Genomic DNA, 11,426 nt, shown 5'->3' on the forward strand with positions numbered 1-11,426 from the left:
TCATGAACGCGACCACCATGGCCTCCGGCACCGCCGCGACCGACCGCAGCGCCGCCGCGCCGGCGCGCGTCCTCCCCGACCGGCGCTTCGCCTCGGGCCGCGGCTACCTCGCGGCGTGCACACTCGGCATCCCCGCCGACCCGACCGTCGAGGCCGTCGCCCGCGACCTCGAGCGCTGGCGAGACGGTCGCGCCTCCGCGCTCGACTACACCGGGACGGTCGAGCGCGCCCGCGGCCACGCCGCGACGCTCCTCGGCGCGGCCGCCGATCGTGTCGCCGTCGGTTCCCAGGTCTCGGTCTTCACCGGCCTCGTCGCAGCATCAGCGCCGGTGGGCGCCGAGGTGCTCTGCGTCGACGGCGACTTCAGCTCGGTCGTCGCACCCTTCCTCGCGCGCGGCGACCTGCGCGTTCGCCATGTGCCGCTCGATCACCTCGCCGACGAGGTGCGCCCCGGCACCTGGCTCGTCGCGTTCTCGCTCGTCCAGTCCGCGACGGGCGAGGTCGCGGACGCGGCATCCGTCATCGCGGCGGCCCGATCGACGGGCGCGCTCAGCCTCGTCGACACCACGCAGGCGACCGGATGGCTCCCCACCACCGACCTCGGGGCGGACCTCGTCGTCTGCCACGCGTACAAGTGGCTGTCCGCGCCGCGCGGCGCAGCCTTCATGTCGACGAGCGACCGCGCACTCGACGAGATCACTCCGCTGACCGCCGGCTGGTACTCGGGCGAGGACCCCTGGGCGTCCTGCTACGGCCCCGAACTGCACCTCGCGGCGGGCGCGCGGCGGTTCGACGTCTCGCCGGCGTGGCACGCGTGGGCCGGCGCCGAAGCGGCGCTCGAGCTCGCGGCGAGCCGCGACCCCGCCGCCGTGCTCGCGCACGACCTCGGGCTCGCGAACGCGTTCCGCGCGCGGCTCGGGCTCGCGGCATCCGACAGCGCGATCGTCACCTGGCCCGACCCCGACGGCGACCACCTCGCAGCCCTCACCGCTGCCGGGCTCGTGGCGTCGGGCCGAGCCGGGCGGGCACGCGTCGCGTTCCACGTGTGGAACGACGAGGAGGATGTGGAGCTCGCGGCGAGGGCGATGCCGACCGGGCGGAGCTGACCTCGGCGCGGGGATTCCGTCCGAGGGGCTCGCCGACGCCGCGATAGCGTGAGCCCATCGCGAGCAGAGGAGCATCGCATGGGCAAGGTGGTCATGTACGCCTCGGTGTCGGTCGATGGTTTCATCGCCGACGAGCACGATCAGCCCGGGCCGCTGTTCGACTGGTTGACGAGCGGTGACGTGCCGCTCGACGACGACGGCGTGTTGACGGTGTCCCGGGCATCCCACGACTACGTCCGCTCCTACTGGGATGAGATCGGCGTGTCGGTCTGCGGCCGACGCGTCTTCGACCTCACCGACGGCTGGGACGGAACGCCGCCGAGCGGGATCGACCACGTGGTCGTCGTCACGCACCGGCCGCCGCCCGAGGGGTGGGACGCAGAGGCGCCGTTCCACTTCATCGACGGTGTCGAGCCGGCCGTGGCGGCGGCGCAGGCGCTCGCGGGAGACCGCATCGTCGAGGTCGCCGCCGGCGACGTCGGCGGCCAGGCGCTCGCCGCGGGCCTGGTCGACGAGGTGCGCATGGATGTCGCACCCGTCGTGCTCGGGTCGGGGCGTCGCTTCTTCGGGTCGATCGACTCGCAGCACCTGTTGGAGGATCCGGACGTGGTGATCCGGGGCGAACGGGTGCTGCACCTGCGCTCCCGCGTGCGCCGCTGACCGTTCGCGCGATCAGCGGGCGGGCGCCTCGCGCACCTCGTCGATCCCGCCCGCCGCCGCGAGCCGTTCCCGCGTGACGATCGTCTCGAGCGCACTGCCGGACCCGCCCGCGAGTCGCCGCTGCATCGATGAGGCGATCCGGCGCGCCCGCACCTTCGCGCGCTCGGCGGACTCCCCCGCGAACAGGTCGTCGACGGTGGCGGTCCACAGCTCGATCCAGCGTCCGAACTCCGCATCGCCGAGCGGCGCCCGGCGGTTCAGCGCCTCGTGCAGCGTGAACGCATTGCGCCTGTAGGACCCTGTCTGGAAGACGACCGTCTCCCAGAAGTCGCACATGATCGGCAGGTGGTGCTCGAGATCCATGTGCGCGATGTCGGTGAAGATCGGCCCGATGAGCGGGTCGTCGAAGGCCCGCGCGTAGAACTCCCGGACGAGTCGCGCGATGTCGTCACGATCGCGCAGGTCGCGCTGGTCGGTGAGATCGCCCAGGTCGCCCGCACCGCGCGTCATCAGCGCCCGGGCGTCTCACGCACGGGGTTCACGAGCGAACCCAGCCCCGAGACCGCGACCTCGACGGAGTCGCCGTCGACGATCCGACCGACCCCTGCCGGCGTGCCCGTCAGGATCACGTCGCCGGGCAGCAGCGTGAACACGTCGGAGGCGTACGAGACGATCTTCGCGACCGGGTGCACCATGTCGGCGAAGCGCCCGTGCTGGTGGCGCGTGCCGTTGACGCTCGTGGTGATCTCGCCCGCAGCGAGGTCGACGTCGGTCTCGATGAGCGGCCCGAGCGGGCAGAACGTGTCGAAGCCCTTGGCGCGAGTCCACTGGCCGTCTCGGCGCTGCAGGTCGCGTGCGGTCACATCGTTCGCGATCGTGTACCCGAAGATCACGGATGCCGCGTCCGCCTCGCTCACGCGGCGCGCGACGCGCCCGATGACGACGGCGAGCTCGCCTTCGAACTCGACCTGCTCGCTCTCGGGCGGCAGCACGATGGCGTCGCCGGGGCCGATCACCGAGGTGTTGGGCTTCAGGAACAGCAGCGGCTCGGCCGGCGCCTCGCCGCCCATCTCCTCGGCGTGGTCGCGGTAGTTCCTGCCGACCGCGACGACCTTGGACCGCGGAATCACGGGCGCGAGCAGCTTCGCGTCGGCGAGCGCGACACGCTCCCCCGTCGGCTCGTAGCCGGCGAACATCGGGTCGGCCTTCAACACGACGAGTTCGTGCTCCTCCTCGTCGACGATGCCGAACGAGATGGTCTCACCGTGGGAGAAGCGCGCGATCTTCATGCGCCAAGCCTATTCCGGGGACCGGATGCGGCCGTGATCGACCGCATCCGGTCCCCCGGAATGACCGCCTCCGGTCTCACCGTCACGCGTCGAGTCGGACCATCCAGCCGTGGCGGTCCTCGACGCGCCCGTACTGGATGCCGGTGAGCTCCTCGCGCAGCGACAGCGCGAGCTCTTCGGCCTGCGGGCCGGAGTGCACGATCTCGAAGTCCTCGCCGAGCAGCCGCCCGATGGGCACCACGACCGCGGCGGTGCCGCACGCGAACGCACCGACGATGTCACCGGATGCCGCGCCCTCGCGCCACTCGTCGAGCGTGATCGGGCGCTGCTCGATCTGGTGACCGCGGTCGGCCGCGAGACGCAGGATCGAGTCGCGCGTGATGCCCTCGAGGATGGAGTCGGACTCGGGCGTGAGGAGCGTGCCGTCCTTCTTCACGAGCACGACGTTCATGCCGCCGAGTTCCTCGAGGTACTTCCCCTCGTCGAGGAAGAGCACCTGCTGGCAGCCCTTCTCATGCGCTTCGGCCTGCGGAAGCAGGCTCGATGCGTAGTTGCCGCCGGTCTTCGCCGCACCCGTGCCGCCCTTGCCGGCGCGAGCGTACTTGGTCGACAGCCAGATGTTGACCGGCTGCACCCCGCCCGGGAAATACGCGGCCGCAGGGCTCGCGATGAGGTAGTAGTTGACCTTCTTCGCCGGCCGCACGCCGAGGAACGCCTCCTTGGCGAACATGAAGGGCCGGAGGTACAGGCTCGTCTCGGGCGCGCTCGGCACCCAGTCGGCGTCGACCGCGATGAGCTGCTTCAGCGAGTCGATGAAGATCTCGACGGGCAGCTCGGGCAGTGCCATCCGCCGCGCCGACCGCTGCATGCGCGCAGCGTTCTCGTACGGCCGGAACGTCCGGATCGACCCGTCGGCGTGGCGGTAGGCCTTCAGCCCCTCGAAGATCTCCTGCGCGTAGTGGAGCACCGCGGCGGCCGGGTCGAGCTGGATCGGGCCGTACGGCGAGACGCGCGGCCGGTGCCATCCGCCCTTCTCCGACCAGCAGATGTCGACCATGTGGTCGGTGAAGTGGTTGCCGAAGCCGGGGTCGGCGAGGACGGCCTCGCGCTCCTCCGCGGACTTCGCGGTCTCGTTCTTCGTGACCTGCCAGATGAGGCCGGCGGGCGACGGAGCCTTCAGGGTGAGGTTCGACGTGGTCAAGGGATCCTCCTTCGGAAGTGGTGCGAGTCAGTGGGCGCCGACGGTGGCGCCGATGCGTGCGGCGATGGCGTCGCCGATCTCGGAGGTCGAGCGCCGTGCGTCGCCGCGCACGGCGATGTCGGCGGCGACCGCGTCGCGCACCCGATCGGCGGCGGCCCCGTGACCGAGGTGGTCGAGGAGGAGCGCGACGGAGAGGATGGCGGCGGTCGGGTCGGCGATGCCCGTCCCGGCGATGTCCGGAGCCGAACCGTGCACGGGCTCGAACATGCTCGGGAACCGGCCGTCGGGGTTGATGTTGCCCGAGGCCGCGAGTCCGATGCCGCCGCTGATCGCGCCGGCCAGATCGGTGAGGATGTCGCCGAAGAGGTTGTCCGTGACGATGACGTCGAATCTAGCAGGATCCGTGACGAGGAAGATCGTCGCGGCATCGACGTGCAGGTAGTCGACCGCGACATCCGGGTACTCGGAGGCGACCTCGTCGACGAGGCGCTTCCAGAGGGAGCCGGCGAAGACGAGCACGTTGGTCTTGTGCACGAGCGTCAGCTTCTTCTTGGGGCGAGCGGATGCCGCGGCGAACGCGTACCGAACGACGCGCTCGATGCCGTAGGCGGTGTTCACCGACACCTCGTTCGCGACCTCGGCCGGCGTGCCCACGCGGATCGCGCCGCCGTTGCCGACGTACGGTCCCTCGGTTCCCTCGCGGACGACCACGAAATCGACGTCTCCCGGGTTCGCGAGCGGGCTCGCGACACCCGGGTACAGCACGCTCGGGCGGAGGTTCACGTAGTGGTCGAGCTCGAACCGCAGCCTCAGCAGCAGGCCCCGCTCGATGTTCGCGCCCGCGAGACGGGGATCTCCGGGCACGCCGCCGACCGCACCGAGGAGGATCGCGTCGTGGCCCTTGATCGCCTCGAGGTCGTCGTCGGTCAGGGTGTCGCCGGTCTCGAGGTAGCGCGCGGCGCCGAGCGAGAAGCGCGTCTGCTCGAACTCCACGTCGGTGCCGGCCGTGGCGGCCTCGAGCGTCTTCAGCGCCTCGCCCACCACCTCGGGGCCGATGCCGTCGCCCGGGATGACCGCGAGCCTGACCGTCGTTACCATGAACACTCCTTCGTACGCCAGCCCTCCCAGCGTACTGTCCGCCGCGAACGGCCATCACTACACTCGGCGGCATCGGGGGCGGCACTCCGCCCCTGCCCCGCGGCCCCGCGCCGCCCGAGTGAAAGCAGGCACCCCACAATGAGTCTCGGCCTCGGTATCGTCCTCTTCGCCATCGGCGCCGTCCTGGCGTTCGCGCTGAACCTGGCGGTGGACTGGATCAACCTGCAGATGGTCGGCTACATCCTCATGGCGGCCGGAGCCGTCGTGATCATCCTCGGCATCATCCTGATGGCCCGGCGCCGGAGCTCGGTCTCCACGTCGCGCACCGCGGTCGACCCGGCCACCGGAGAGCGCGTCACCCGCAACGAGACCTCGCGCCCCGACGACACCACGACGATCTGACCCGATCCGCGCCGCCGGCACGCATCGACCCCGACGGGCGCCGCCTCACTCCGAGGTGGCGCCCGTCGCGTCGTCGAGGGTCAGCGCGGCGACGATCCCTGCGCCGACCATGAGTGCGACGCCGATGAACGACGTCACGACCACGCCCCCGTCGAACGCGTGCGCGGCGGACGCGAGCAGCTCGACGGATGCCGCGGGCGGCAGGGTCTCGGCGACCGTGACGGCACCCGCGAGGGTCTCCTGCGCGGCATGCGCCTGTGCCGCCGTGAGACCCGCGGGCAGGTCGAGCGACGCGCGGTACCACGCCGCGAGGATGCTGCCGAGGAGCGCGGTGCCGAGCACCGCGCCGAGCTCGTACGCCGTCTCGGAGACCGCGGAGGCCGCGCCCGCCTTCGCCGGAGGCGCCGCCGAGAGGATGAGCTCGTTCGAGACGGTCTCGGCCATGCCGATGCCGAGTCCGAGCAGCATGAACGCCACCACGACACCGGCGATGCCCTGCCCGGCCGTGAGCGCGACGGTGAGGTACCCGCCGGCGGAGACCGCGAGCGCCGCGGGCACCAGCACGCGCGGGCGGATCCGGCGCGCGAGCGGCACCACGGCGAGGCCCGCGGCGATCATCGTGACGAGTCCCGGCGCGAGCGCGAGCCCCGCCTGCACCGGCGAGAGTCCGGCGACGAGTTGCAGGTGCTGGGAGACGAAGAAGAGGAACCCGACGAGCGCGATGACGCTGAGGAGGTTCACGAGCACGCCGCCGCCGAACGCGCCGTTGCGGAAGAGCCGCATGTCGAGCATCGGGGTGCGGGCCCGCAGCTGTCGCCGCACGAACCACGCGCCGAGGGCGAGGCCGCCCAGGATGCCGCCGATCGCGATGGCATCGACGCCCTCGGTCGCGAGGTGCTTGATGCCGTAGACGGTCGCGCCGATCGCCGCGAACGACAGCAGGATGCTGGACGCGTCGATACGGCCCGGCGCCGGATCGCGACTCTCGGGGATCAGGATCGGCAGCAGCACGACGAGCGGCACCAGCACCGGCACGGCCAGGAGGAAGACGGAGCCCCAGGCGAAGTGCTCGAGCAGCACGCCGCCGACGATCGGGCCGAGCGCGGCGCTGGCCGCGAAGCCGGACGCCCAGATCGCGATCGCGAGGCGGCGCTCCTCGCGCTCGGTGAACACCGAGCGGAGCAGGGAGAGCGTCGAGGGCATGAGCATCGCGCCGAAGAAGCCGAGCGCGGCGCGCGCGGCGATGAGGGCCTCGGAGGTCGGCGCGAAGGCCGCGGCGATCGAGACGATCGCGAAGCCGATCGAGCCGATGAGCAGCATCCGGCGGCGGCCGAACCGGTCGCCCGCGCTGCCCATGGCGACGAGGAGCGCCGCGAGCACGAGCGGGTACGCGTCGATGATCCAGAGCTGCTGCGCCGCGGTCGGACCGAGGTCGCGGGCGATCTCGGGCAGGGCGAAGCTCAGCACGGTGTTGTCGACCGCGATGAGGATGACCGGCAGCATGAGCACGGCGAGCGCGACCCAGCGGCGAGCGGCCCCTCGACGCCCGCCTGCTCGGGTCGCGGGAGTCTCGATGGTGATGGTGGAAGTGTTCGTCATGTCGGAGTCCTATTACTGTACCGGCTGGACGGTAGAGTATCAGATGCCGCCGACCGTTCCCCTCGCTACCATCGGAGCCATGAGCCGACCCCCCGCCGCCCGCGACGCCGTCCTCGACGCCTTCGAGCGACTGCTCATCGATGGCGGCGTGCGTGCCGCGACGCTCGACGCCACGGCCCGCACGGCGGGCGTCTCGAAGGGCGGGCTGCTGTACCACTTCGCGAGCCGCGACGCGCTCGTCGACGGCGTGCTCGAGCGCTTCTCGCGCCTGATCGACGACGACATCGCCGTGCTCGAGCGCGCACCCGAGGGCGCGGTCGCGTACTACGTGCGCAGCTCCGTCTCACAGGACACGCCGCTCGAGCGCGCCGGCGTCGCCGCGGCGCGACTCGCCCAGGCCGGCAGCGAACCGGCCGTGCGGATGATCCGCGACGTGCGCGACCGGTGGCTGCAGGCCATCCGCCGACACGTCCCGGACGCGACGATCGCCCTGGCCATCACGCTCATCGGCGACGGGCTCTACTACGACTCGGCCCTGCACGGCGTCGACCCCGAGATCGGCGTCGACGCGCCGCACGGCGCCGACATGGACGCACTGGTCTCGTTCCTCGAGCGCCTCGCGCACGGCGCACCGTCGGTCGAGTAGCACGCGGCGAAGCCGCGAGCGTATCGAGACCCCAATCCGCAGAGACGTCGAGAGGCGGCGGCCCGCACGTGCGACCCGCCGCCCCGCGGCATCCGTCTCGGACTAGGACTCGGTGATGTCGACCTCGACGAGCACGTCCGCGGCGATCGCGTCGCGCACGCGATCCAACACCTCGGTCGGCACCGGCGAGTCGACCGTGAGCACCGAGAGCGCCTGACCGCCCGCCTCGCGGCGCGCGATCTGCATGCCGGCGATGTTGATGCCCGCGTCGCCGAACTCGCTGCCGTAGACGGCGACGATTCCCGGGCGGTCGGTGTAGAGCATCACGATGTGGTGGTCGGCGATCGGCACCTCGACGTCGTAGCCGTTGATGCCGACGAGCTTCTCGGTCTGCTTGGTGCCCGTGAGCGTGCCCGAGACCGACACCTGCGTGCCGTCGGCGAGCGCGCCGCGCAGCGTGATGACGTTCCGGTACTCGGGGCTCTCGGCGTCGGCGATGAGGCGCACGGCGACCCCTCGCTGCTCGGCGAGGAGCGGCGCGTTGACGTACGACACCGACTCGCTCACGACGTTGGTGAAGACGCCCTTCAGTGCGGCAAGCTTCAGCACGCTCACGTCGTAGTCGACGAGTTCGCCGTGCACCTCGACGTCGAGGCTCTCGAGCGGGCCCTGGGCGAGGCCGGCGAAGAGCTGGCCGAGCTTCTCGACGAGCGGGATTCCGGGGCGGACGTACGGGTCGATGATGCCGCCCGCGACGTTCACCGCGTCGGGAACGAGCTCGCCCGCGAGCGCGAGGCGCACCGACTTGGCGACCGAGATGCCCGCCTTCTCCTGGGCCTCGTCGGTCGAGGCGCCGAGGTGCGGGGTGACGACGACGTTCGGGAGGGCGAGGAGCGGTGACTCCTTCGGCGGCTCCTGCACGAACACGTCGAGACCGGCGCCCGCGATGGTCTTCGCGACGAGCGCGTCGTGCAGCGCGTCCTCGTCGATGAGGCCGCCGCGCGCGACGTTGACGACATACGCGGTCGGCTTCATCTTCGCCAGCTGTTCGGCGCCGATCATGCCCGTCGTCTCGGGCGTCTTCGGCATGTGGATCGTGATGAAGTCGCTCTGCTCGAGCAGTTCGTCGAGCGAGACGGTCTGCACGCCGAGCTGCTGCGCGCGTGCGGCCGTGATGTAGGGGTCGTACGCGATGACCTCGACGCCGAACGCCTGCAGTCGGGCCGTGATGAGCGCACCGATGCGGCCGAGGCCGATGATGCCGACCGTCTTCTCGTACAGCTCGGTGCCGGTGTAGGCCGACCGCTTCCACTGCCCCTCGGCGAGCGCCGAGTGCGCGGCGGGGATGTGCCGCGCGAGGCTCAGGATGTGGCCGACCGTGAGCTCGGCGGCCGAGATGATGTTCGAGGTCGGCGCGTTCACGACCATGACGCCCGCGGTCGTCGCCGCCTTGATGTCGACGTTGTCGAGACCCACGCCCGCGCGAGCGATGACCTGCAGCTTCGGCGCTGCGGCGATCGCCTCGGCGTCGACCTTCGTGGCCGATCGGACGAGGATCGCGTTCGCGTCGGCGAGCGCGGCGAACAGCGCCGGACGGTCGGTGCCGTCGACGTTGCGGACCTCGAAGTCGGGCCCGAGGGCGTCGACGGTGGCGGGCGAGAGTTCTTCGGCGATCAGCACGACCGGCTTGGTCACGGACGGTTCCTCACTGCGGTTGGAGATGCGGTGCGGAATGCGCCGCGAAACGTCGCGCCGGCATCGTCGGGGCGCGGATGACGCGGCCAGCCTACTTCAGGGGAATCACGCCGCCCGAATCGTGTGACGCGCGCAGACGAGCGTGCGTGCCGGTCGAGCCTGCTCAGGCGAGCAGCGCGCCCGGCCCGAACATGAGCAGGAGGTCGAGGTAGAGCACGGCCGAGACGGCCAGTCCGGTGACGTACAGCGCCGCCTGCACGACGGCGCTTCGGCGTCGGCCGATCAGGAACGCCACCGCGAAGAGCGCCACGGGCAGCAGGATCGCCACGATCAGCACGATCCAGCCCGTCGCGCTGAGCGTCGTGCCGAGCGCCGAGGCGACGCCGGCCAGGCCGACGAGGTTGCCGACCGCCTCCCACGCGTCGTACGCGTAGAAGAGGCCGAACGCGATGGCGAGCACGAGCTCGAGCCAGAAGGGCGTGCGGCGGGACGGCACCACGTCGGCGGATGTCGCGTCCGCGGCATCCGTCACCCGATCGGCACCACTCGTCTCGTCGGCGCTCATGCCGTCACCCCCGCCACGAACGGCACCGGCAGCAGCACGACCGCGCCGATCGCGAGCCACGTGAACCGCAGCGGCACACGCCCGCGCGTGAGCGCGAACGTCACGCCGAACCACAGCGCCGGTGCGAGCACCGCCAGCCACAACCCGAGCGCGAACATGAACCACGCCACCGGATCGGTCGCGGTGTTCGTCACCCGCAGCGCCGTGAGGATCCAGCCGAGCGTGTAGAGCAGGAACACGCCCCCGAAGACGCCGAGCAGCACCAGCTCGGCCGAGCCGATCTGCGGTCCGGCCTCCGCGTCGGCGACGGCCTCCGCATCACGGTCCGTGCGAGCGGATGCCGCGGCATCCGTCGTCTCGTCACCGCCCGCGGTCGCCGCAGGGGCGGCGGTCGGCTCGCCGACCCGCTTCCACCCGGGTGCGAGCGTCGCATCGTCATCGCCCTCCCAGCGGAGAGCCTCCTCGTCGTCGCCGTCGCGCCCCATGCGGGTCAGCCTATCGAGCGTCGGCATTGACCCACGCCTCGTACGACGCGCACCATGGAGGTATGGGCGTCGCAGCGCACGGCTCCCGGTCGGTCGGGGAAGGCGTCGCCACCCCGTCGGGGATCGACTCGACCCGGCGACGCCGGGTCGTCATCCCGATCGCGATCATCATCGCCCTCTCCGCGTGCGCCTCGCCCGGCGGCGCGGGCTCGCCGACCGGCTCCCCGAGCCCCGACGCATCCGCCGAACCCACCGAGGAGGTCATGACCGACGCATCCGTCGACGACCTCGTCGCCGACCCCGAAGGCTGGCTGGACCGGCGCGTCGAGGTCGAGGGCAAGGTGTTCTTCCTCTCGCAGTGTCCGCCGCCGGGCGCCGAAGCGACCCCCTGCGTCCTCGTCGGCTACCTCGCAGACCCCGGACTGGGCACGTTGATCGCGGCGGACGTCGACCGGGCGATCCCGCTCGCGGAGGACGGCGCGCTCGTGACCTGCGCCGAACCCGGCAACGGTGCAGGCGCTTGCGGTGAGTGGGTGCGCGAGGCGACGTACATGCTCCAGGGCACCGTGGAGCGGCAGACGGTCGACGGTCGGGAGCGACGCGACAAGGTCTGGTTCGCGGTGGACGAGCGCAGCGATCCGCTCGTGTGAATGTCCGCCCTCGAACTGGGGGGTGCCGAT

13 protein-coding genes are annotated in these 11,426 nt (G+C 71.6%); 5 read left to right on the forward strand and 8 right to left on the reverse strand.

Annotated features, from left to right (window positions below; all coding sequences use genetic code 11):
- Positions 1-2 precede the first annotated feature (2 nt).
- Both ACIQH8_RS12900 and ACIQH8_RS12905 read left to right on the forward strand, forming a co-directional pair.
- A complete protein-coding gene (locus ACIQH8_RS12900; RefSeq protein WP_400999224.1) occupies positions 3-1,106 on the forward strand; it encodes an aminotransferase class V-fold PLP-dependent enzyme in 1,104 nt (367 codons plus the stop codon).
- Positions 1,107-1,184: 78 nt separating this feature from the next.
- On the forward strand, positions 1,185-1,766 hold the full coding sequence (locus ACIQH8_RS12905; protein ID WP_400999225.1) for a dihydrofolate reductase family protein: 582 nt from the start codon (positions 1,185-1,187) through the stop codon (positions 1,764-1,766).
- A gap of 12 nt (positions 1,767-1,778) precedes the next feature.
- On the opposite strand, the gene ACIQH8_RS12910 is transcribed toward ACIQH8_RS12905, so the two are convergent.
- From ACIQH8_RS12910 to ACIQH8_RS12925, 4 genes are all read right to left on the reverse strand, one after another.
- Positions 1,779-2,276 carry a group III truncated hemoglobin gene (locus ACIQH8_RS12910; protein ID WP_400999226.1) on the reverse strand — a complete coding sequence of 166 codons (498 nt, stop codon included), beginning with the start codon at positions 2,274-2,276 and terminating at the stop codon, positions 1,779-1,781.
- Positions 2,276-3,055 carry a fumarylacetoacetate hydrolase family protein gene (locus ACIQH8_RS12915; RefSeq protein ID WP_400999227.1) on the reverse strand — a complete coding sequence of 260 codons (780 nt, stop codon included), beginning with the start codon at positions 3,053-3,055 and terminating at the stop codon, positions 2,276-2,278. The genes ACIQH8_RS12910 and ACIQH8_RS12915 overlap by 1 nt, the downstream gene beginning before the upstream one ends.
- Before the next feature lie 82 nt (positions 3,056-3,137).
- On the reverse strand, positions 3,138-4,256 hold the full coding sequence (locus ACIQH8_RS12920) for a branched-chain amino acid aminotransferase (protein WP_400999229.1): 1,119 nt from the start codon (positions 4,254-4,256) through the stop codon (positions 3,138-3,140).
- A 27-nt stretch (positions 4,257-4,283) separates the two neighbouring features.
- Positions 4,284-5,354, reverse strand: a complete 1,071-nt coding sequence (locus ACIQH8_RS12925) for a 3-isopropylmalate dehydrogenase (protein ID WP_400999231.1) — start codon at positions 5,352-5,354, stop codon at positions 4,284-4,286.
- Positions 5,355-5,492: 138 nt separating this feature from the next.
- Between ACIQH8_RS12925 and ACIQH8_RS12930 the strand changes: the two genes are divergently transcribed.
- A complete protein-coding gene (locus ACIQH8_RS12930) occupies positions 5,493-5,756 on the forward strand; it encodes a DUF6458 family protein (protein WP_155049913.1) in 264 nt (87 codons plus the stop codon).
- Between the two features lie 45 nt (positions 5,757-5,801).
- Here the strand turns inward: ACIQH8_RS12930 and ACIQH8_RS12935 are convergent, their stop codons facing one another.
- Positions 5,802-7,355 (reverse strand): MFS transporter, encoded by a 1,554-nt coding sequence (locus tag ACIQH8_RS12935; RefSeq protein WP_400999233.1) that lies wholly within the window; start codon positions 7,353-7,355, stop codon positions 5,802-5,804.
- Positions 7,356-7,434: 79 nt separating this feature from the next.
- Here ACIQH8_RS12935 and ACIQH8_RS12940 point away from each other — a divergent pair, with 79 nt between their 5' ends.
- The gene (locus ACIQH8_RS12940) at positions 7,435-8,001 is read left to right on the forward strand and encodes a TetR/AcrR family transcriptional regulator (protein ID WP_400999235.1); all 567 of its coding nucleotides are present in this window, start codon (positions 7,435-7,437) and stop codon (positions 7,999-8,001) included.
- Positions 8,002-8,103: 102 nt separating this feature from the next.
- Here ACIQH8_RS12940 and serA read toward each other — a convergent pair whose 3' ends face one another.
- The 3 genes from serA to ACIQH8_RS12955 form a co-directional block, all read right to left on the reverse strand.
- Complete coding sequence (serA, locus tag ACIQH8_RS12945) at positions 8,104-9,696, reverse strand: phosphoglycerate dehydrogenase (protein WP_400999237.1); 1,593 nt, start codon at positions 9,694-9,696, stop codon at positions 8,104-8,106.
- A gap of 163 nt (positions 9,697-9,859) precedes the next feature.
- Positions 9,860-10,261 carry a bacitracin resistance protein gene (locus ACIQH8_RS12950; protein ID WP_400999239.1) on the reverse strand — a complete coding sequence of 134 codons (402 nt, stop codon included), beginning with the start codon at positions 10,259-10,261 and terminating at the stop codon, positions 9,860-9,862.
- On the reverse strand, positions 10,258-10,773 hold the full coding sequence (locus ACIQH8_RS12955; protein ID WP_400999241.1) for a DNA polymerase III subunit gamma/tau: 516 nt from the start codon (positions 10,771-10,773) through the stop codon (positions 10,258-10,260). The genes ACIQH8_RS12950 and ACIQH8_RS12955 overlap by 4 nt, the downstream gene beginning before the upstream one ends.
- 35 nt (positions 10,774-10,808) lie before the next feature.
- Here ACIQH8_RS12955 and ACIQH8_RS12960 point away from each other — a divergent pair, with 35 nt between their 5' ends.
- Positions 10,809-11,396: a hypothetical protein gene (locus tag ACIQH8_RS12960; protein WP_400999243.1), complete on the forward strand. Its 588-nt coding sequence runs from the start codon at positions 10,809-10,811 to the stop codon at positions 11,394-11,396.
- Positions 11,397-11,426 lie beyond the last annotated feature (30 nt).

The organism is Agromyces sp. GXQ0307 (assembly GCF_044769845.1).
GTDB lineage: Bacteria > Actinomycetota > Actinomycetes > Actinomycetales > Microbacteriaceae > Agromyces.

Bases quoted from the DNA above. Each gene is read 5' to 3' on its own strand.
- ACIQH8_RS12960 (WP_400999243.1), top strand. From the start codon at position 10,809: ATGGGCGTCGCAGCGCACGGCTCCCGGTCGGTCGGGGAAGGCGTCGCC.
- ACIQH8_RS12905 (WP_400999225.1), top strand. From the start codon at position 1,185: ATGGGCAAGGTGGTCATGTACGCCTCGGTGTCGGTCGATGGTTTCATC.
- ACIQH8_RS12900 (WP_400999224.1), top strand. From the start codon at position 3: ATGAACGCGACCACCATGGCCTCCGGCACCGCCGCGACCGACCGCAGC.
- ACIQH8_RS12925 (WP_400999231.1), bottom strand. From the start codon at position 5,354: ATGGTAACGACGGTCAGGCTCGCGGTCATCCCGGGCGACGGCATCGGC.
- ACIQH8_RS12910 (WP_400999226.1), bottom strand. From the start codon at position 2,276: ATGACGCGCGGTGCGGGCGACCTGGGCGATCTCACCGACCAGCGCGAC.
- ACIQH8_RS12950 (WP_400999239.1), bottom strand. From the start codon at position 10,261: ATGAGCGCCGACGAGACGAGTGGTGCCGATCGGGTGACGGATGCCGCG.
- ACIQH8_RS12940 (WP_400999235.1), top strand. From the start codon at position 7,435: ATGAGCCGACCCCCCGCCGCCCGCGACGCCGTCCTCGACGCCTTCGAG.
- ACIQH8_RS12955 (WP_400999241.1), bottom strand. From the start codon at position 10,773: ATGCCGACGCTCGATAGGCTGACCCGCATGGGGCGCGACGGCGACGAC.
- ACIQH8_RS12935 (WP_400999233.1), bottom strand. From the start codon at position 7,355: ATGACGAACACTTCCACCATCACCATCGAGACTCCCGCGACCCGAGCA.
- ACIQH8_RS12930 (WP_155049913.1), top strand. From the start codon at position 5,493: ATGAGTCTCGGCCTCGGTATCGTCCTCTTCGCCATCGGCGCCGTCCTG.
- ACIQH8_RS12915 (WP_400999227.1), bottom strand. From the start codon at position 3,055: ATGAAGATCGCGCGCTTCTCCCACGGTGAGACCATCTCGTTCGGCATC.